Annotated in this window: 18 protein-coding genes; 11 read left to right on the top strand and 7 right to left on the bottom strand. The window is 63.5% G+C overall.

The genetic code is table 11. The features are described 5' to 3' along the window. Window positions 1-213 precede the first annotated feature (213 nt). Complete coding sequence (gene kynB / locus BMY68_RS21625; protein WP_085530490.1) at window positions 214-855, top strand: arylformamidase; 642 nt, start codon at window positions 214-216, stop codon at window positions 853-855. A gap of 107 nt (window positions 856-962) precedes the next feature. Further along, a complete protein-coding gene (gene kynA, locus BMY68_RS21620) occupies window positions 963-1817 on the top strand; it encodes a tryptophan 2,3-dioxygenase (protein WP_053259555.1) in 855 nt (284 codons plus the stop codon). A gap of 537 nt (window positions 1818-2354) precedes the next feature. On the opposite strand, the gene BMY68_RS21615 is transcribed toward kynA, so the two are convergent. The 4 genes from BMY68_RS21615 to antA form a co-directional block, all read right to left on the bottom strand. Continuing rightward, window positions 2355-3752, bottom strand: coding sequence for an amino acid permease (locus BMY68_RS21615; protein WP_085529771.1), 1398 nt, complete (start codon window positions 3750-3752; stop codon window positions 2355-2357). Between the two features lie 73 nt (window positions 3753-3825). Continuing rightward, a complete protein-coding gene (gene antC, locus BMY68_RS21610; RefSeq protein WP_009042056.1) occupies window positions 3826-4845 on the bottom strand; it encodes an anthranilate 1,2-dioxygenase electron transfer component AntC in 1020 nt (339 codons plus the stop codon). A 12-nt stretch (window positions 4846-4857) separates the two neighbouring features. Next, window positions 4858-5349: an anthranilate 1,2-dioxygenase small subunit gene (antB, locus tag BMY68_RS21605; RefSeq protein WP_062823738.1), complete on the bottom strand. Its 492-nt coding sequence runs from the start codon at window positions 5347-5349 to the stop codon at window positions 4858-4860. Window positions 5350-5351: 2 nt separating this feature from the next. Then, window positions 5352-6737, bottom strand: a complete 1386-nt coding sequence (antA, locus tag BMY68_RS21600; protein ID WP_062823737.1) for an anthranilate 1,2-dioxygenase large subunit — start codon at window positions 6735-6737, stop codon at window positions 5352-5354. Between the two features lie 537 nt (window positions 6738-7274). Here antA and BMY68_RS21595 point away from each other — a divergent pair. Further along, the gene (locus tag BMY68_RS21595) at window positions 7275-8288 is read left to right on the top strand and encodes an AraC family transcriptional regulator (protein WP_085529772.1); all 1014 of its coding nucleotides are present in this window, start codon (window positions 7275-7277) and stop codon (window positions 8286-8288) included. Between the two features lie 6 nt (window positions 8289-8294). Here BMY68_RS21595 and BMY68_RS21590 read toward each other — a convergent pair whose 3' ends face one another. Further along, window positions 8295-8768, bottom strand: a complete 474-nt coding sequence (locus tag BMY68_RS21590; protein WP_007927404.1) for an Lrp/AsnC family transcriptional regulator — start codon at window positions 8766-8768, stop codon at window positions 8295-8297. A gap of 187 nt (window positions 8769-8955) precedes the next feature. On the opposite strand from BMY68_RS21590, the gene kynU reads away from it, so the two are divergent. The 3 genes from kynU to BMY68_RS21575 all read left to right on the top strand — a co-directional run bounded on the left by kynU (window position 8956) and on the right by BMY68_RS21575 (window position 13116). Then, window positions 8956-10206 (top strand): kynureninase, encoded by a 1251-nt coding sequence (gene kynU, locus BMY68_RS21585; protein WP_085529773.1) that lies wholly within the window; start codon window positions 8956-8958, stop codon window positions 10204-10206. Window positions 10207-10311: 105 nt separating this feature from the next. Continuing rightward, on the top strand, window positions 10312-11625 hold the full coding sequence (locus tag BMY68_RS21580; RefSeq protein ID WP_085529774.1) for an OprD family porin: 1314 nt from the start codon (window positions 10312-10314) through the stop codon (window positions 11623-11625). Window positions 11626-11712: 87 nt separating this feature from the next. Next, window positions 11713-13116, top strand: coding sequence for an amino acid permease (locus tag BMY68_RS21575; RefSeq protein ID WP_085529775.1), 1404 nt, complete (start codon window positions 11713-11715; stop codon window positions 13114-13116). A 107-nt stretch (window positions 13117-13223) separates the two neighbouring features. On the opposite strand, the gene BMY68_RS21570 is transcribed toward BMY68_RS21575, so the two are convergent. After that, a complete protein-coding gene (locus BMY68_RS21570; protein WP_009042063.1) occupies window positions 13224-14108 on the bottom strand; it encodes a LysR substrate-binding domain-containing protein in 885 nt (294 codons plus the stop codon). A gap of 201 nt (window positions 14109-14309) precedes the next feature. On the opposite strand from BMY68_RS21570, the gene BMY68_RS21565 reads away from it, so the two are divergent. Beyond that, on the top strand, window positions 14310-15074 hold the full coding sequence (locus BMY68_RS21565; RefSeq protein WP_085529776.1) for a sulfite exporter TauE/SafE family protein: 765 nt from the start codon (window positions 14310-14312) through the stop codon (window positions 15072-15074). Here the strand turns inward: BMY68_RS21565 and BMY68_RS21560 are convergent. Continuing rightward, the gene (locus BMY68_RS21560; RefSeq protein ID WP_016704181.1) at window positions 15064-15378 is read right to left on the bottom strand and encodes a putative quinol monooxygenase; all 315 of its coding nucleotides are present in this window, start codon (window positions 15376-15378) and stop codon (window positions 15064-15066) included. The two genes, BMY68_RS21565 and BMY68_RS21560, sit on opposite strands and share 11 nt — an antisense overlap. Window positions 15379-15582: 204 nt before the next feature. Between BMY68_RS21560 and BMY68_RS21555 the strand changes: the two genes are divergently transcribed. The 4 genes from BMY68_RS21555 to ggt all read left to right on the top strand — a co-directional run bounded on the left by BMY68_RS21555 (window position 15583) and on the right by ggt (window position 20407). After that, complete coding sequence (locus BMY68_RS21555; protein ID WP_009042066.1) at window positions 15583-16173, top strand: NADPH:quinone oxidoreductase MdaB; 591 nt, start codon at window positions 15583-15585, stop codon at window positions 16171-16173. 173 nt (window positions 16174-16346) lie between these two features. Further along, the gene (locus BMY68_RS21550; protein ID WP_009042067.1) at window positions 16347-17258 is read left to right on the top strand and encodes a LysR family transcriptional regulator; all 912 of its coding nucleotides are present in this window, start codon (window positions 16347-16349) and stop codon (window positions 17256-17258) included. A 211-nt stretch (window positions 17259-17469) separates the two neighbouring features. Beyond that, a complete protein-coding gene (locus tag BMY68_RS21545; protein WP_062823730.1) occupies window positions 17470-18363 on the top strand; it encodes an NAD-dependent epimerase/dehydratase family protein in 894 nt (297 codons plus the stop codon). A gap of 376 nt (window positions 18364-18739) precedes the next feature. Further along, complete coding sequence (gene ggt / locus BMY68_RS21540; protein ID WP_085529777.1) at window positions 18740-20407, top strand: gamma-glutamyltransferase; 1668 nt, start codon at window positions 18740-18742, stop codon at window positions 20405-20407. Window positions 20408-20680 lie beyond the last annotated feature (273 nt).

Below are 20680 nucleotides of genomic sequence, written 5' to 3'. Positions count from 1 at the left end.
ACCCGGCCAGTTGTCTGTACTCGACATCGGGGTGCCCAGAAACGCAGTACCCGCCCGTGAAGTGTTACCGCGGTTTGCATTGAAATTTCCGAGCGTGAATCAGTGATTTCCTGGCAGTTCATGCGAAAGATTCCGCGGTCGCCGGAGCATTTCGCAAGAATCTTCACGGGCATCGCTCGTATGATTCAGGTCGAAATGGCCGAGAGCAGCGCTATGAGCACAACCCCAAGCTGGTGGGACATCAGCCCGCCCCTGAGTACCGCGACCCCAACCTGGCCCGGCGATACGCCGTTCCAGGAAGAGCGGGTCTGGCAATACGGGCCCGAATGCCCGGTGAACGTCGGGCGCATCACCCTGTCGCCGCACACCGGTGCCCATGTCGACGCGCCGCTGCACTACAGCGCCGATGGTGCGCCGATCGGCGAGGTGCCGCTGGATGTCTACCTCGGCCCGTGCCGGGTCGTGCATTGTCTGGGTTGCGGGCCGCTGGTATTGCCCCTGCACCTGGAGGGGCACCTGGACAACCTGCCCGAGCGGGTGCTGCTGCGTACCTATCGACAGGTGCCGTTGAGCACCTGGGACCCGGACTTCAGCGCCGTGGCCAAGGAGACCGTCGAGCTGCTGGCCAGCCACGGTGTGCGCCTGATCGGCATCGACACCCCGTCCCTCGACCCGCAGCAATCGAAAACCATGGAGGCCCATAACACAGTGGCCCGCCATGGCCTGGCGATTCTCGAGGGCATCGTGCTCGACGAGGTGGCCGAAGGCGACTACGAACTGATCGCGCTGCCCCTGCGTTTCGCTCATCTGGATGCGAGCCCGGTGCGCGCCATCCTGCGGCCTTTGCCGCGATAATTCCTACAATAGTATTTACAACAACGAAGCTTCGACCCCGCGCGCCCTCGATCAAGGCCGGCGCCGGGTGATCGACCGGCCGCGACCTGACATGAGGAGCCCACGCGATGAGTCAATGTCCCTATTCGAACAACCCGCCGCCCGACAACTGGCATAACGCCGAGCTGAATTTTTCCGACTCCATGAGCTACGGCGACTACCTGGACCTGGGGCGCATCCTCAATGCCCAGCACCCCTTGTCGCCGGACCACAACGAAATGCTCTTCATCATCCAGCACCAGACTTCGGAGCTGTGGATGAAACTGATGCTGCACGAGCTCAAGGCGGCTCGCGAGCACGTGCATCAGGGGCAGCTGCCACCGGCGTTCAAGATGCTGGCGCGGGTGTCGCGGATCTTCGACCAGCTGGTGCACGCCTGGGCGGTGCTGGCGACCATGACCCCGTCCGAGTACAAGTCGATCCGCCCGTACCTGGGGCACTCGTCGGGTTTCCAGTCGTTCCAGTACCGCGAGATCGAGTTCATCCTCGGCAACAAGAGCGCGACCCTGCTGCGCCCCCATGCCCATCGTCCGGAACTGCTCAAGGAACTGGAGCTGGCGATCGCCACGCCGTCGCTGTACGACGAAGCCATCGGCCTGATGGCCAAGGCCGGGCTGGCCATCGACCCCGAGCGCCTGGCCCTGAACAGCCAGGCGCCGACCCAGCATGACCCGTCGGTGGAGGCGGCCTGGCGCGAGGTCTACACCGACCCGTCGCGCTACTGGGACCTGTACCAGTTGGCGGAGAAGTTCATCGACCTGGAAGACTCCTTCCGCCAGTGGCGCTTCCGCCATGTGACCACGGTGGAGCGCATCATCGGCTTCCAGCCCGGCACCGGCGGCACCGAAGGCGTCGGCTACCTGCGCAAGATGCTCGACACCGTACTGTTCCCCGAGCTGTGGCGCGTACGTTCGACGCTATAAGCGGCAAGCCAACAAAAAGGCCCGGCATTCATCGAATGCCGGGCCTTTTTGTTTATGCCGAGCTGTAGCCGCTGGCGCAGCCTGCGATCGGCTCCGCAGGCGCCGTAAAACCGGTCACTGCGGTGGGACAGGCTGAACACGGTCGCCTGTTTTACGGCCGCTGCGCGCCCGATCGCAGCCTCGCGGGGCTCGGCAGCGGCTACAAGGTTTCCTCGTTTTCTGTAGCCGCTGGCGCAGCCTGCGATCGGCTCCGCAGGCGCCGTAAAACCGGTCACTGCGGTGGGACAGGCCGAACACGGTCGCCTGCTTTGCGGCCGCTGCGCGCCCGATCGTAGCCTCGCGGGGCTCGGCAGCGGCTACAAGGTTTCCTCGTATTCTGTAGCCGCTGGCGCAGCCTGCGATCGGCTCCGCAGGCGCCGTAAAACCGGCCACTGCGGTGGGACAGGCTGAACACGGTCGCCTGTTTTGCGGCCGCTGCGCGCCCGATCGCAGCCTCGCGGGGCTCGGCAGCGGCTACGGGGGCAGGTGCCGCCGTTGTCAGGCCACCGCGCGAGCGCCGGACCTGGCCACCCGCATGCGGTAGAACGCCCAGATCAGCGCAACCCACACCGGGATGGCGTAGACCGACACCCGGATGCCGGGAATCATCAGCATCACGCTGACGATCATCAGCATGAAGGCCAGGCACAGGTAGTTGCTGAACGGAAACCAGAAGGTCTTGAACGACGGCACTATGCCTTGCTGGCCCATGGACTTGCGGAACTTCAGGTGGGTCAGGCTGATCAGCGCCCAGTTGATCATCAGGGACGCGACGACCAGGGCCATCAACAGTTCCAGCGCTTCCTGCGGCGCCAGGTAGTTGACCACCACGCAGAGCAGGGTGATCAGCGCCGAGACGCCCAGGGCCAGCAATGGCACGCCCTGCTTGTTCAGCTTCATCATCGCCCTGGGCGCGTCGCCCTGTTCGGCCAGGCCGTAAAGCATGCGGCTGTTGCAGTACACGCCGCTGTTGTACACCGAGAGCGCCGCGGTCAGGACCACGAAGTTGAGGATGTGCGCCGCGGTGTCGCTGCCGATCAGGGCAAAGATCTGCACGAACGGGCTGCCGCTGTAGGAGTCGCCGGAAGCGTTGAGGGTCTGCAGCAACTGGTCCCAGGGGTACAGCGACAGCAGCACGGTGAGGGCGCCGACGTAGAAGATCAGCACCCGGTACACCACCTGGTTGATTGCCTTGGGGATTACCTTGCGCGGCTCGCTGGCCTCGGCGGCGGTGATGCCCACCAATTCCAGGCCGCCGAAGGAGAACATGATGAAGGCCATGGCCATCAGCAGGCCGGTGCCGCCATTGGGGAAGAACCCGCCGTGGCTCCACAGGTTGCTCACCGCCGCCTGCGGGCCGCCGCTACCGCTGGCCAGCATGTAGCAGCCCAGGGCGATCATGCCGATGATGGCCACCACCTTGATAATGGCGAACCAGAACTCGGCTTCGCCGAAGAACTTCACGTTCATCATGTTGATCAGGTTGACCAGCACGAAGAACACCGCCGCGCTGACCCAGGACGGGATTTCCGGCCACCAGAACTGCACGTACTTGCCCACGGCCGTGAGTTCGGCCATGCCCACCAGCACGTACAGCACCCAATAGTTCCAGCCGGCGAGAAAGCCGAAGTAACCGCCCCAGTATTTGTGCGCGAAGTGGCTGAAGGACCCGGCCACCGGTTCCTCGACGATCATTTCGCCGAGCTGGCGCATGATCAGGAAGGCGATGAACCCGGCTATCGCATAACCGAGGATCATCGAAGGGCCGGCGGACTTGAGCACGCCGGCGGAGCCCAGGAACAGTCCGGTGCCGATCGCCCCGCCCAGGGCAATCAGCTGGATATGGCGATTCTTCAAGCCACGCTTGAGTTCGCCGGGTTTCAGGATCTCATCCACTAATCACGCTCTCTTCTCATTGTTATCGGATCTGTCCGTATTCGCGGCCAGATCGCGGCTGACGGCGGACGGATCAGATATTACTCTCGGTGAACTTCTCGTAATACAGCTGAACGCTCTCAAGTTGCTGATCTTGCAACCAGTTCCTGATCGACTCGACCATCGGTGGCGGTCCGCAGACGTACATGTCCACCGGAGCATCGCGCAGTTCGCTGCAGTCGAAATGCTCGGCGATATAACCGCGCTTGCCCGGCCAGTCCGCCGTCGGCTCGCTGATCACCGGAGTGTAGCGAAAGCCCGGCAGTTGGCCGGCATAGGCCTCGATACGCGCGGTTTCGCACAGATCGGCGACGTTGCGCACCCCGTAGTACAGGTGCACCGGCTGGGTGCAGCCGTCGGCGACCAGTTGCTCGAGCATGGCCAGCAGCGCCGACAGCCCGGTGCCGCCGGCCACCAGCACCAGCGGCCGGACGATATGGCGCAGGTAGAAGGCGCCCAAGGGCGCCTCCAGCTCGATGCGGTCGCCGACCTGGCAGCGTTCGCGGATGTAATTGCTCATCGCCCCGTCGGGCAGCAGGCGCAAGAGGAATTGCAGCTGCTGGCTGCCCGAACGGTTGGCGAACGAGTAGGAGCGTTTGCTCGACGTACCGGGGACCGACAGCCGGGCGTATTGCCCCGGCAGGAAGTCCAGCGCCGCCTGACCCTCGTCGAGCTGCAGTTGCAGGATCGCCGTGCTGTCGGAGACCTGGCGCACTGCGCTGACTGTGGCGCCGAGCTGTGCGGGCCCCGCGGCGCTGCACAGGCTGGAATCGAAGTCGAAGTAGAAGGTGGCATCGGACTGCACCCGGGTCTGGCAACTGAGCATCTTGCGCTGCTCCAGGTCGGCGCTGGAGAGGGCTTCCTCGTCCACGTAGTCCTGGCTGTAGGTGCCCGATTCGCAACGGCCCTGGCAGGTGCCGCAGACACCCTCGCGGCAGTCGAGGGGAATCTTGATGCCGTTGCGCAGGGCGGCGTCGAGCAGTATTTCGTTGGCGTTTACAGGGAAGAACAGCGTCTTGCCGTCGGCAAAGCTGAACGCGACCTTGTGGTTCATGCCCGGTCTCCGTCAGAGGTGGTAGAAATCGAGCACCGAGTTGATGGTGTCGTTGAGCAGCAGCACATGCTTGCGGGTGATCAGCCAGCTGTCGCCGTGGGCCTTGAGGCTGTAGGTGGCATGGCCGAAGAACTGCTCGGCGGTGGCCAGGCGATAGAACAGCGTGTGCCAGTTCAGCCGTACTTGCAGGCTGCCGTCGGCCAGCTCGGCGATTCGCACGTTGCTGATGTTGTGCAGGGTGCGCGGCATCGGAATGGTCGAGGCGGCCTTGCCGGTACGCAGGCGGAACACCCGGTCTTCCAGGCCCGAGCGGTTGGCGTAGTAGATCAGCGACATGCCGCGTTTGGGGTCGGTGGTGTAGACATGCTCGGAGTCCCACTGCGGCAGGTGGAACTCGCTCTGCGGGTCGAAGAGTTCGAGGTAGGCGTCCCAGTCCTGGGCGTCGCACAGCTCGGACTTGCGGTAGAAAAACTGCTCGATACGGTATTGCAGTTGCGCACTCATGTTCACACCTCACGCAGTTTCAGGGATTGCCGGGCCAGTCCGTCGAGGAGGAATCTCTGCCAGTTGCGGTGCTGGTTGACGTACAGCCCTTCGTGGGTGAATTCGGTGCCGGTCATGGCTGGCTGGATGCCGATGGCTTCGCTGTTGCGGGTCGGCCCGGTTGCCCAGCGGTGGCTGCCGCGGGAGATGTCGCTCCAGCGTTCCAGGCGGCCCTGGAAACCGCGCTGGGCTTCGCGGAATTCCACCAGGTCGTCGGGGGTGCCCATGCCCGAGACGTTGAAGAAGTCCTCGAACTGGCGGATGCGGTTTTCCCGGTCGGCGTCGGACTCGCCCTTGACCCCGATGCACTGGCTGATGATCTCGGTCTTGTTCCAGGCCAGCGGGCGGATGATCCGCAGCTGCGAGCTGATCTGGTCGAGGAAGAACAGGCTCGGGTAGACGTTGAGGTTGCGCAGGCGGTGCATCATCCATTCGGCTTTTTCCTGGCCGTACTCTTCCACCAGCCGCGGCATGATGGTGGCGTAGCCGGAGCGCACCGCGGGGTTGGGCATGTCGCTGAACAGCACGCTGTGGCCGTTGTTGAAGGCGAACCAGCCGTCGTCGGTGTTGGCGTCGCCGGCGCCGAGCTTGCTGTAGTCGAGGGTGGCGCTGGCGCCGCCGTTCTCGCTGTTGACCTGCTGGCGGTGCTGCACCGTGGCCACGTAGTTGTAGTGCACGGTGCTCACGTGATAACCGTCGAGGCCGTTCTCGTTCTGCAGTTTCCAGTTGCCGTCGTAGGTGTAGGCGGACTTGCCGGGCAGGACTTCCAGTTCACCGGTGGGCGACTGGGCGACCATCATGTCGAAGAACACCTTGGCGTCGCCGAGGAAGTCCTCCAGGGAGTTGTCGGCGTGGACATCGAGGCTGATGAAGACGAAGCCCTTGTAGCTGTCGATGCGGGCCTTCTTCAGGCCGCGGGTGGCCTTGTCGAAGCCTTCGGGGTATTCCCCCGGCGCCTTGACCTTCACCAGGCGCCCGTCGCTCTTGTAGCACCAGGCGTGGAACGGACAGGTGAAGGTGGACTGGTTGCCCTTGCCGAGCCGGGTCAGGGTGGTGCCGCGGTGCTGGCAGGCGTTGATCAGCGCGTTGAGCCGGCCTTCGCCGTCGCGGGTGATGATCATCGGCTGGCGCCCGGCGCGCATGGTGACGAAGTCGTGGTTGTTGGCCAGCTCGCTTTCGTGGCAGGCGTAGATCCAGTTCTTCTCGAAGATCAGTTCCATCTCCAGGTCGAACAGCTCGGGCTCGGTGAACATGTCCCGGGCGATGCGGAATACACCGTCGTCCGGACGAAAATCCAGGCAGCCGTCGATGAAGCTTTTCCATTGTTCTGTGTTTCTTGCACCACTCATGAGTGAGTACCTTTCTTGTTCAGGCCAATCGGTGCATGCATTAGAGAGAGTGCGGGGCAGGGGTGGCTATCCGCTTAGTCGGTCAAGGCCATCCACAAAATTGCATGGCCACGTTCATCTGTAGCCGCTGCCGCAGGCTGCGATCGGCTCGGTCCGCGTTCGGGCGCAGCAGGCGCAAACCGGGTATCGCGGTGTTTCAGGAGGATCGCGGGCTCAGGTCTTGCGACGACTGCGTCGTCGATCGCAGCCTGCGGCAGCGGCTACGGGGGCGGCGTTCGGGTGTGGTGGAAATACCCAGGGCCTGGGTGGCAGGCGATCAACGGCTGCACCGCGATGTCGCGATGAGCTACTGTTTGGCGCAGTCTTGCGTGGGTTTTGCGCACCGGGTGGACGGGTTCTATCCACTTAGTCGGCGATTGCTATCCAGTCGGTTGGCAGTGCCGGGCGGTGGCGCAAAACTTGCTCTTGCAGGTCACTACTTCAAATCAGACGCGCCGTCAGAGCGCGCAAAAAAAATATTGCCGTGGGTGCGCCGTGATGAATAGCAAGGCTGATTCGCAGTTTCGCGATATTCGTATCGATCGTTACGACCTTGAGGGGGCGAGAAGCTGGATGTCTGGCATTTGCGGGCCGCATCGGCTCGAGACCAGCACCCCCGAGCGCATCCGCTTTCACCACAGCGCCAACGTATTCAAGTCGCGGGCCACGACCCTGGGCACCATCGAATATGGCACCGACGTCACCATCGATATCGAAGACGCCGAGCGCTTCAGCAGCTACAGCCTGAGCCTGCCGCTGAGCGGCGATCAGGAGCTGAGCAAGGACGGCCGGCTGCTGCGTTCCAACCGCGACCAGGGGGTGATCATCGCGCCCAATGAAAGCCAGATGCTGGCGATCTCCGGCGACTGCCGCAAAGTCCAGGTGGTGATTACCCGGGCGGCCATGAGCGAGGCCCTCGAAGCCTTGCTGCAACGCCCGCCGCAAGCGCCGCTGCGCTTCGAGGCGGTGATGGATGCGGTGGAGGGGGCGTCGGCGTCCTGGTGGCGCATGGCGCGGTATTTCATCGCCGAGCTGGAGCGCAGCAGCGAGCTGTACGAACAGCTGGCCTTCACCCGGGACCTGGAAAGCTCCTTGATCAAGGGCCTGATCCTGGCCCAGCCGAACAACTACTCGGAGGAGCTGCGCGAGGTGCTGGAGGTCAAGTTGCCCCACTACCTGGTCCGCGCCCGCCAGTACATTCACGCCAACGCCCGCGAACCGCTGGGCCTGGAAGACCTGGAAGCCGCCGCCGGGGTTTCGCGCTTCAAGCTGTTCGAGGCCTTCAAGAAGTATTTCGCCCTGTCGCCGATGGTCTACCTGAAGAAGTACCGGCTCAACGCGGTGCGCCAGGAGATCCTCGAACACGGCTCGGCGCGGACCATTTCCGAGATCGCCCTGGGCTGGGGCTTCAGCCATCTGGGGCGGTTCTCCGCCGAATACCGCAAGCTGTTCGGCGAGTCGCCCAGCGTCACCCTGCAGCGCCACGACGCGCGGCGCCTGGGTGGTTTCTAGGCAAGCCTACTTGCGCAGCACCAGGTCCAGCAGGCCGTCCTGTTCCTTGATTTTCTGCAGGACGATTTCCGAGCGGATGTCGGTGACCCCGGACGTGCGGTTCAGGTGATTGACGATGAAATCCGAGAAGTGCTTGAGGTTGCGCGCCTGGACCCGCAGCACATAGTTGCTGGCGCCGGTGACCACATAGGCGGTCACCACTTCCGGCCACTGCTGGACCTTCTTGATAAAGGTCTCGTGCCAGTCCGCCACGTCCTGGCGCAGCGACACATGAACGATGGCCTCCAGCTCGATCCCCAAACGCTCCGCATTCAATACCGCGCGATAGCCGCTGATGATGCCTTCGCCCTCCAGCAGGCGCAGGCGACGCAGGCAGGCCGAGGGCGAGAGGGCGACTTTCTCCGCCAGCTCCTGGTTGCTGATACGGCCGTCCTGTTGCAGGAAGTGCAGGATTCGCAGGTCTGTAGAGTCGAGAATCATGGTTGGCATTTATCCGCGTTTTTTTAAGTTGTAGTCGAATAATCTTCGAGACTATGCCGCTCTCATAGCGCATTTTGCACGAAAATTCTCCAGGGCTTCGTTCATTATTTCTTCACCGCGCAGCCGCCGATGCCGCCCCTGGCATGGCGTGTGCCGCCGCATGCCTTAGTGAAAAACAGGACTTCCCATGACAACAAGAAACCACTGCCTGGCCCTCGACGCACAGGACCCGCTGGCACCGTTGCGCAACCAGTTCGCGCTGCCCGACGGGGTGATCTATCTCGACGGCAACTCCCTCGGCGCCCGCCCGGTCGCGGCCCTGCAACGGGCGCAACAGGTGATTGCCGAGGAATGGGGCAATGGCCTGATCCGCAGCTGGAACGCTGCCGGCTGGCGCGACCTGTCGCAGCGCCTGGGCGACCGCCTGGCCAAACTGATCGGCGCCGATGCCAACGAAGTGGTGATCACCGACACCACCTCGATCAACCTGTTCAAGGTGCTCAGCGCCGCCTTGCGGGTGCAGGCGCTCAAGGCACCGCAGCGGCGGGTGATCGTCAGCGAGAGCAGCAACTTTCCCAGCGACCTGTACATCGCCGAAGGCCTGACCGAGATGCTGCAGCAGGGTTATTCCCTGCGCCTGGTGGACAGCCCCGAGGAGTTGCCCCAGGCCATTGGCGAAGACACCGCGGTGGTCATGCTGACCCACGTCAACTACAAGACCGGCTACATGCACGACATGCAGGCGGTGACCGCGCTGACCCACGAATGCGGCGCGCTGAGCCTGTGGGACCTGGCCCACTCCGCCGGCGCGGTGCCGGTGGACCTGAAGCAGGCCGGCGCCGACTACGCCATCGGCTGCACCTACAAATACCTCAACGGCGGCCCGGGCTCGCAAGCCTTCGCCTGGGTCTCGCCGGCCGTCTGCGACCTGGTCAGGCAGCCGTTGGCCGGCTGGTTCGGCCATGCGCGGCAGTTCGACATGGACGTGCAATACCAGCCGAGCAGCGGCATCGCCCGCTACCTGTGCGGCACCCAGCCGATTACGTCGCTGGCCATGGTCGAGTGCGGCCTGGAGATCTTCGAGCAGACCGACATGGCCAGCCTGCGGCGCAAGTCTTTGGCCTTGACCGACCTGTTCATCGAACTGGTGGAACGGCGCTGCGCGGCCCATGGCCTGAAGCTGGTCACCCCGCGCGAACACGACAAGCGCGGCAGCCATGTCAGCTTCGAACACCCCGAAGGTTATGCGGTGATCCAGGCCCTGATCGCCCGGGGCGTGATCGGCGACTACCGCGAACCGCGGATCATGCGCTTCGGCTTCACGCCGCTGTACACCCGCTTCAGCGAAGTCTGGGACGCGGTGCAGATCCTCGGTGAAATCCTCGACCAGAAAACCTGGTCCCAAGCGCAGTTCCAGGTGCGCCACAGCGTCACCTGATACCCCTGGCCTCGTTGTCCTGCCGTGGCGATTTTTTCGGCGGCGGGGCTTCGGTCGCCTCCAATAAAGCGTTCTGAGAAAACATAATAATAAGGAACATGCAGAATGAAGCCGCCCCTCTGGTCAGCCTTGCCGCTTGCCATCAGTACTTGTCTCGGCCAACTGGCGTATGCCGCCTCCGACCATGGATTCGTCGAAGACAGCAGCCTGACCCTGACTAACCGCAACTTCTATTTCTATCGCAACAACCTCAACAACCCCGGCGCCCAGAATTATCGGAACGAGTGGGCTCATGGGGTCCTGCTGGATTACCGATCCGGCTATACCCAGGGAACCGTGGGCTTCGGCATCGACGCCTTCGCGCAGGTGGGGATTAAACTCGACAGCGGCAAGGGGCGTAGCGGTACGGGTTTGTTGCCACTCGACTCCGACGGTCGCGCCGAGGATGAATACTCCGAAGCGGGCGGTGCGCTCAAGATGCGGATCTCGAAAACCGAACTCAAATACGGCAACCTGACACCGCTCAACCCGGTGTTCGGCACGGGCAACGCGCGACTGTTCACCCAACAGGCTAACGGCTTTCAACTGACCAGCAGCGAGTTGAACGGCCTGCTGCTCGACGCCGGGCACTTCACTTCAGGCAACGACAGTGCATCGACCAATGACGACGGCGCCCTCAAAGCCTTGTATGCCGGCGTGGAAACCCGCAGCGTCGATTACCTGGGTGGCGTCTATAGCCTGAACGACCAGTTAAGCGTCAGCCTGTACGGCTCGCAGTTCACCGATATCTGGCGGCAGTACTATGCCAATGCCAGCTACACCTACCCAGTCAGCGCAAGCCAGTCGCTGAACCTTGACTTCAATATCTACCGCACCAACGACACCGGCCAGAGCCTGGCCGGGAAGATCGACAATACCACCTGGTCGCTGGCCGGTTCCTACAAGGTCGGCGCACATCGCTTGACCTTGGCCTATCAACGCGTCGATGGCGATGAGCCGTTCGATTATCTGGGGTTCGATCAGCAGCCGGGCACCTCGATCTTTCTCGCCAACTCAATACAGATCGTTGATTTCAACGCACCCAACGAACGTTCCTGGCAACTGCGATATGACTTGGACATGGCGCCTTTCGGTGTGCCGGGGCTGAGTTTCATGTCGCGGTATGTCAGCGGCGATCATATCGACGACAGCCACTATGACGGTGGCGTCAATGGCGCCTATGGCCGTTACGGTAGCGACGGAAAACGCTGGGAACGGGACATTGAAGCGCGCTACATCGTGCAGTCCGGCAAGGCCAAGGACCTGTCGCTGCGAGTGCGCCAGGGCTCGCTGCGTTCAACCAGCCAAGTGGCTCGAGCGGATACCACCGACAACAATGAAGTTCGACTCATTATCGAATATCCGCTGAGTATTTTCTGATCCATTCGCTGCCGCATATGACGGCCCCAGGCATCACCCCCAACGATGTGCTCTCTTCAAGAAAGACAATATTCAGAGGACAGAAACATGAACGATAACACCGGCTTTGAAGCCATATCCAAGCGTGAGCATGGCCTCAGGCGCCAGCTCACGGCCGGGCAGATGAGCATGATCGCCATCGGCGGGGCGATCGGCACCGGCCTGTTCATGGGCAGCGCCTACGCCATCGGTTACGCCGGGCCCAGCGTGCTGCTCAGCTACGCCATCGGCGCGCTGATCACCCTGCTGCTGATGGGCTGCCTGGCGGAAATGACCGTGGCCCATTCCACCTCCGGCTCCTTCGGCGCCTACGCCGAGTTCTACATCAGCCCGCTGGCCGGGTTCCTGGTGCGCTATGCCTATTGGGCGGCCATCGTGCTGGCGGTCGGCGCCGAGGTCACGGCCATCGCCATGTACATGAAGTACTGGTTCGCCCACGTGCCGGAATGGGTGTGGATCGTCTCGTTCTCCAGCGTGCTGATCCTGCTCAACGCCATCAGCGTGAAAACCTTCGGCAACTTCGAGTACTGGTTCTCCACCATCAAGATCGCCGCCATTGTCGGCTTCATCATCCTCGCGGTGTACGTGGTGTTCGGCTCCGGCAATGCCGACTACGGCCTGCACAATTACACCGCCCACGGCGGCTTTTTCCCCCACGGTGTGCAGGGCATGTGGATCGCGGTGATCGTTTCGATCTTCAGCTACCTGAGCGTGGAGATGATCGCGGTGGCCGCCGGCGAAGCCGAGGACCCGCAGCGGGCGGTGAAAAAGGCCTTTCGCGCGACCATGGTGCGGCTGGTGGTGTTCTACCTGCTGACCCTGGCGCTGATGCTGGCCATCGTGCCCTGGGTCCAGGCCGGCAAGGCGCAGAGCCCGTTCGTCACGGTGATGCAGACCATCGGCATTCCCGGCGCCACCGGGGTGATGAACTTCGTGATCCTGATCGCCGCGCTGTCGGCGATGAACAGCCAGCTGTACATCACCACGCGCATGATGTTCAGCCTGTCCCGCGGCGGTTATGCGCCCAAGTCCATGGGCGCCCTGAGCAAGAGCGGCATCCCGTTGAACGCCTTGCTGCTGTCCAGCTCGGGCATCGGCCTGGCGACCCTGATCAACGTGCTGTACCCGGAAAGCTCGTTCACTCTGATGATGGCGATCTCGATGTTCGGCGCGATCTTCACCTGGTTCATGATCTTCCTCACGCACTACTGCTTCCGCCGTTACCACCAGCGCCATGGCGAGCAACAGCTGTCGTTCCGCATGCGCCTGTTCCCCTGGAGCACGTTGCTGGGCCTGGTGCTGATGGGGGCGGTGATGATCACCACCTACTTCACCGAGGCCTTCAAGATGACCCTGGTGTTCGGCGTGCCGTTCCTGCTGATCCTGACCCTGGCGTACTGGCTGTTCTTCAGGAAATCCCGGGCGCCGGCAGGGGCGTTGTCCAAGGTCTGAGCCAAAAACACTGTAGGAGCGAGCTTGCTCGCGATAGCGTCCGCCGAGTCGCCACCGTGCATGGCCGCTGTGCGGATCGCGAGCAATCGAGCGTCGACCGGCGGCTCCTACAAGGGGCTCAGGGTTTCCAGGAGAGCCTTGGCGTAGGGTGGTAGGGCGTTGAAGTCGCGGGCGCAGAGCAGCAGCTTGCGTTGCGCCCAGGCCTCCACCAGCGGCAGCACGTTGAGCGATGCATCCGGCCCCCGGCGTTCGACGGCGGCCCGGGGCACCACCGCCAGCCCGGCGCCCCGGGCGACCATGCGCATGACTCCGTCGAAGCCGTCGGCGCGGATGCGGATCGGCATCCGCAGCCCCAGGTGCAAGGCCTGTTCTTCCAGGTACACGGCCAGGGCGCTGTGGGCGGCGAGGCCGACATAGTCGTGGTGCAGGCTGTCGCTGAAACTCACCGCCCGGCCGTCCGCCAGCGGGTGGTGGGCAGGCAGGACCAGCACCAGCGGGTCGTCGCGAAACGCCAGGGTCTGCAGGTCCTGGGTATCCACCGCGTCGGAGACTATCCCCAGGTCCGCCGCGCCCTGGCGCAGGGCGTGGGTGATGCGCAGGCTGGGCAGTTCCTGCAGGTCGATGTCGAGGTTGGGGTGGGCGCAGAGAAAGTCCGCCAGCGGCTCCGGCAGGTATTCGGTGATCGCCGTGGTGTTGCACAACAGGCGCACCTGGCCTTTGACGCCCCGGGCGTATTCGGCCAGGTCCTGGCGCAGGTGCTCGGCCTGTTGCAGCAGGCCGCGCGCGTGCTGGGCCAGGGCCTTGCCGGCGGGCGTCGGGCTCACGCCACGGCGGCCGCGCTGCAGGAACTCGGTGCCCAGGGATGCCTCCATGGCGCGGATTCGTGCGCTGGCCGCGGCCAGGGACAAATGGCTGCGGCTGGCGCCGGCGGTGATATTGCCGGCGTCGAGGATGTTCAGGTACAGGCGCAGGTCGGTCAGGTCGAAGTGCATGAGGGTGTCCTTGATAGCGCCGCTGTGCGGCTATCGCGAGCAAGCTCGCTCCTACAGGGGCAACACCCTTCGATGTAGGAGCGAGCTTGCTCGCGATAGGGTCATCACAGCCGCTGAAAATCCAAAGCCTCTCGCCAGACAAGAGGCTGCCTCAGTATATGGCAGATTTTCAGCCCACCATCGAGAGCGCAGGATAGCGCCATGAACACTTCCCTCGCGTTTTACCAGAACCTCGGTTTGCTCCTGTCTTTGCTGGTGATCGGCACCTTTGTCCTGGCCGGCTTGATCAAGGGCGTGATCGGCCTCGGCCTGCCGACCATCGCCATGGGCCTGCTCGGCCTGGCTATGGCGCCGACGCAGGCTGCGGCTTTGTTGATCATTCCGGCGACCCTGACCAATGTCTGGCAGCTGGCGTTCGGCGGGCATCTGTGGACATTGCTCAAGCGCTTGTGGCCGCTGCTGCTGGCGATCTTTATCGGCACTGGCCTGGGCAGCCGGTGGCTGGGCATCGACAGTGGGCGTTGGGTGGTGCGGGCGCTGGGGGCGGCGTTATTGCTCTATGCCCTGAGCGGGTTGCTGCTGCCGACCCTGCGGCTGCGACCACGCATGGAAAGCTGGCTGGGCCCGGCCTGTGGCCTGGTGACGGGCGTCATCACCTCGGCCACCGGGGTGTTCGTGATTCCGGCGGTGCCTTATCTGCAGGCCTTGGGGCTGCACAAGGACGAACTGGTGCAGGCCCTGGGGCTGTCGTTCACCGTCTCGACCCTGGCCCTGGCGGCCGGCCTGTACTGGCGCGGCGCCCTGGGCGGCGGCGAACTCAGCGCTTCGCTGCTGGCGCTGATCCCGGCCCTGCTCGGCATGTGGCTGGGCCAGGCACTGCGCCGGCGCATCAGCGCCGTGCTGTTCAAGAGAGTGTTTTTCAGCGGCCTGGGGTTGCTTGGTGCTCACCTGTTAATCAACGGCTAGCGGACGACGGGCTGAGCATGTCGATGCGGCGGATATCGAAGTCGCGTTCCAGGTAATCCATGCGCTTGTCGAAGAACGCCTTCATGTGCGGCAGGTTGGAGTGCACGTCCAGGTGCGCCTGGGATTCCCAGATCTCATAGAAGATGAACAGGCTCGGGTCCTGCTGGTCGCGCAGCATGTGGTATTCGATGCAGCCGGGTTCGGCGCGGCTGGGTTCGACATAGGCGCGAAACAGCGCCTCGAAGGCCTCGGACATTTCCGGGCGGGTCTTGGCGTGGAGGATAAAACCGTGCTGTTCGGACATGCTGCGTTCCTGGGTAAAGGGAGTTTTAAAAATTCTACGACACGAATCCGCCGCCTATTCGTGCGTATTGGTCAAATGCTTTTTGCCTGGATCGCGCTTATTCATATCGTCTTTCAACGATATTCTCCGCCCCATCGTTTTTTAATCTTCTCGACCCGGCCCTGCGGCGCAGCGCCAAAGGGTTGTTCCTGATGAGGCTGGATCATGAAAAAAGTACTGTTGCTCAACGGTGGCAAGAAGTTCGCCCACTCCGACGGCCGCTACAACGCGACCCTGCATGAAGCCGCGGTGATGGTGCTGGACCGTGGCGGCGTGGACGTCAAAGTCACCCACATCGACGAGGGCTACGACATCCAGGAAGAAGTGGCCAAGTTTCTCTGGGCCGACGTGATCGTCTACCAGATGCCTGGCTGGTGGATGGGCGCGCCGTGGATCGTGAAAAAGTACATCGACGAAGTCTTCACCGAGGGCCACGGCAGCCTCTACGCCAGCGACGGCCGCACCCGTTCCGATGCCTCGCAGAAGTACGGCAGCGGTGGCCTGATCCACGACAAGCAGTACATGCTGTCGCTGACCTGGAACGCTCCGCAGCAAGCCTTCGACGACCCCACCGACTTCTTCGAAGCCAAGGGCGTGGACGCGGTGTACTTCCCGTTCCACAAGGCCAACCAGTTCCTCGGCATGCGCGGCCTGCCGACCTTCCTCTGCGTCGACGTGATGAAGCGTCCGAACATCGAGGCCGATGTGCAGCGCTACGAAGAACACCTCAAGGCGGTGTTCAACCTCCCCGCGTAAATCCGGCTACTATCGGTGGCGTCCTGCGCGCCTGATGCAGGATCTGTAGCCGCTGCCGAAGGCCGCGATAAGGTCCGCAGGACCTTCGAGGGCCCCAAGAGCGGCGCCCGCTTCGCGGTCGATCGCAGCCTGCGGCAGCGGCTACAGGTGCCCAACCGAGATAGAGGACTTACGTGAAAGCCAGATCCGACGAACTCCAGATCTTCGTCTGCGTCATCGAGTGCGGTTCGATTTCCGCGGCGGCCGAGCAGGTCGGGCAGACGCCGTCGGCGGTCAGCCGCACCCTGTCGCGCCTGGAAGCCAAGCTCGACACCACGCTGATCAACCGCACCACGCGGCGCATGGACCTGACCGAAGAGGGCAAGTACTTCTTCGAGCAGGCCAAGCTGATCCTCGACCAGATGGACGAGCTCGAAGAGCGCCTGTCGTCCCGCCAGCAGACGCCGTCCGGGCGCCTGCGCATCAACGCCGCCTCGCCGTTCATGCTGCATGCCATCGTGCCCTACATCGCCGAATTCCGTAGCCTGTACCCGGACATCCAGCTGGAGCTCAACAGCAACGACCTGATCATCGACCTGCTGGAACAGAGCACCGATATCGCGATCCGCATCGGCACCCTGGCGGACTCGACCCTGCACGCGCGTTCGCTCGGTTGCAGCCCGCTGCACATCCTCGCCAGCCCCGACTACCTGAAGCGGCACGGCACACCCGCCAGCGTGGCCGAGCTGAGCGACCATACCCTGCTGGGCTTCACCCAGACCGAAACCCTCAACCACTGGCCGCTGCGCCATGTGCACGGCGACCGCTGGCCGATCCAGCCGGGCATCAGCGCCTCCAGCGGCGAGACGGTGCGCCATCTGGCGCTGGCAGGGCAGGGCATCGCCTGCCTGTCGCACTTCATGACCATCGACGACATCCGCGCCGGGCGCCTCACGCCGCTCCTCGCCCAGTTCAACAGCGGCTATCGCCAGCCGATCAACGCCGTGTACTACCGCAACTCGCAGCTGGCCCTGCGCATCCAGTGCTTCCTCGACTTTATCCAGGGCAAGCTGGCCGAGTACGCCAACCCGCTGTTCGAAGGCTGAGGCCTTTCTGCTGTAGGAACCGGCTCGCCTTGCACCGCCCGGGCAGGCGCCATCGCTGGCAAGCCGGCTCCTGCAGCGGCCAATCTCCGTGGGAAGACCGATCCCTGATTCGTGATCCCTGCGCAAGAGTGATTTGGGCCAACCTGCCTGTTTCGGCAGGAGTCGCCCGTCGATACTGGCGCCATCACTTACCCACCCAGGGAGTTTCTCCATGAATGTATTCGTTACCGGCGCCGCGGGTTTTATCGGCGGCTCCATCGCCACCGGCCTGGTCCGGGCCGGCCATCAAGTCACCGGCCTGGTGCGCAGCGCCGAACAGGCCGCCGAACTCAGTGCCCTGGGCATCCAGCCGGTACTCGGCAGCCTGGACGACAGCGCCGTGCTGACCGAGCAGGCCCGTGCCGCCGACGCGGTGATCAACGCGGCCAGCAGCGACCATCGTGGAGCGGTGGAAGTCCTGCTCGCGGCCCTCAAGGGCTCCAATAAAGTCTTCTTGCACACCAGCGGTTCGAGCATCGTCGGCGACGCTTCGGGCGGCAAGGTCAGCGACGTCGTCTATCAGGAAAACAACCTGCCAGAGCCCACCGTCGACAAGGCCGCGCGCGTGGCCATCGACAACCTGGTGCTGGCCGCGGCCAAGGACGGGGTGAACTCGGCGGTGCTCTGCAACACCCTGATCTACGGCCACAGCCTCGGCGTGAAACGCGACAGCGTGCAGCTGCCGCGGCTGCTCAAGCAGGCGCGCAACAGTGGCGTGGTGCGGCATGTCGGGCCGGGGCAGAACATCTGGTCCAACGTGCATATCGAAGACGTGGTGGCGCTGTACCTGCTGGCGCTGACCCGCAACATTCCAGGCACCTTCTACTTCGTCGAAAGCGCTGAAGCCTCCTTCATCGACATGACCACCGCCATGGCCCAGGCCCTGCACCTCGGTGCGCCGCAGGACTGGCCGCTGGCCCAGGCCGAAGCCGAATGGGGCTATGAAATGGCCAACTACGGCCTGGGTTCCAACAGCCGCGTGCGGGGCAAGAACGCCCGCGAACTGCTGGGCTGGGTACCGCGGCGCACCTCGGTGCTGGAGTGGATTCGCCACGAGATGGTCTGAGCCGCTATCCCTGTAGCCGCTGTCGAGCCTGCGAGGCTGCGCTCGGCGGCGTAGCCGTCGTAAACCGGCTGGCGCGTTTTTCCAGGCAGTTCGCGGATTCAGGTTTTGCGGCAACTGCGTTGCCGATCGCAGCCTCGCAGGCTCGGCAGCGGCTACACGGGCAGCGTGATCCTGTAGCCGCTGCTGCAGGCTCGGGCCGCGTTCGGACGATCGACCGGTACGGTCGTGACGACCTCAAGCGCGGCACCGTAGCCACCGTCACTCGTCCCCTCGCCAGACGGCCGCTTCAAGCGGCCGTTTTTATTTGCCGATTGCTCCGCCCCCGATCTTGCCCCTATCGTTCGACCTGCCAAAAAACAATAAAAGGACGGACCTTATGCGCATTGTTCTGTTTAAGACCATGGCTCTGACAGCGGCCATCGCCGCCAGCTCGCCGACCTTCGCCGCGTTGCTGGAAGGTGGCGCGGTCGCCGCGCCGAACCAGTATGGCGCCGACGTCGCGGCGCAGATTCTCAAGAAGGGCGGCAACGCGGTGGATGCCGCGGTCGCCACCGCCTTCACCCTGGCGGTGACCTACCCCGAGGCCGGCAACATTGGCGGCGGCGGTTTCATGACCCTGTTCATCGACGGCAAAGCCTACTTCCTCGACTACCGCGAAACCGCGCCCAAGGCCGCGACCCGCGACATGTACCTGGATGACAAAGGCGAGGTGATCGAGAACCTCAGCCTGGTCGGTGCGCGCGCCGCCGGGGTGCCGGGCACGGTGATGGGCCTGTGGGAGGCGCACAAGAAGTTCGGCAAGTTGCCCTGGAGCGAACTGATCACCCCGGCGGTGGGCTATGCGAAAAACGGTTTCAAGGTCGCCGACAAGCAGTACCAGTACCGCGAAGACGCGCTGAAGCTGTTCAAGGACAGCACCAATTTCGGCGACTATTTCGGCAGCATGAAAGTCGGCGAAACCTTCCGCCAGCCGGAGCTGGCCGCGACCCTGGAACGCATCGCCGACCAGGGCGTCAAGGAGTTTTACGAGGGCAAGACCGCCGACCTGCTGGTGGCGCAGATGCAGGCCGACAAAGGCCTGATCACCAAACAGGACCTGCAGGACTACAAGGTCGCCTGGCGTGAGCCGCTGCAGGTCAACTGGCGCGGCAACACTCTGTACACCGCGCCGCCGCCCAGCTCCGGCGGCGTCGCCCTGGCGCAACTGATGACCATCAAGGAAGAACGCACGGCGGACTTCAAGGGCGTCGAGCTGAACTCGGCCAAGTACATCCACTTGCTGGCGGAAATCGAAAAACGCGTGTTCGCCGACCGCGCCGATTACCTTGGCGACCCGGCGTTCTCCGAGGTGCCGGTCAAGCAGCTGACCGACCCGGCCTACCTGAAAAAACGCGCCGCCGAGATCAACCCGACGGCCATCTCGCCCACCGAAAAAGTCCGCCCGGGCCTGGAGCGGCACCAGACCACCCACTTCTCCATCGTCGATGCCGACGGCAACGCGGTGAGCAATACCTACACCCTCAACTGGGACTACGGCAGCGGCGTGGTGGTCAAGGGCGCGGGCTTCCTGCTCAACGACGAAATGGACGACTTCAGCGCCAAGCCCGGGGTGGCCAATGCCTTTGGCGTGGTCGGCGGCGACGCCAACGCCATCGCGCCGGGCAAGCGCATGCTGTCGTCCATGAGCCCGAGCCTGGTGACCCGCGACGGCAAGGTCACCCTGGTGCTGGGCACGCCGGGCGGGTCGCGGATCTTCACCTCGATCTTCCAGGTGCTGAACAACCTCTACGACTTCGACCTGCCGCTGGAAAAAGCCGTGGCCGCGCAGCGCGTGCATCACCAGTTGTTGCCCAAGGACACTATTTACTACGACGCCTACGCGCCGCTCACCGGCAAGGTCGCCGACGAGCTGAAAGCCATGGGCTACACCCTGGAAGACCAGGGCTGGGAGATGGGCGATATCCAGGCGATCCGGGTCACCGGCAGCCAACTGGAAACGGCCTCCGACCCGCGCGGGCGCGGCGTGGGTAAAGTGGTCAAATAACCTGCCCCTGTAGGAGCGAGCTTGCTCGCGATGGCGTCCTGCCTGACCCACCGCGTGGTCCTGATCGCGAGCAAGCTTCGCTCCTACAGAAAGCCATTCCTCCCCGTGGCCACTGGCTGCGGGGTTCTGCTCCTTGCGCTACAGCGGATGAAAATCCCCCTCGCCAATTTTCATTATTCGCGACATGACCTGTCTGTTCGCGACAAAGCATGTCTCTGTGCGAAAGTTACTTTCATGCGGTTTGAAAATCCGGTCACGAAATGATTTATGAGT

Origin of the sequence: Pseudomonas sp. NFACC41-3 (genome assembly GCF_900109505.1) — a bacterium.
Lineage (GTDB): Bacteria > Pseudomonadota > Gammaproteobacteria > Pseudomonadales > Pseudomonadaceae > Aquipseudomonas > Aquipseudomonas chlororaphis.
This window is presented reverse-complemented; position numbering and strand designations above follow the sequence as displayed.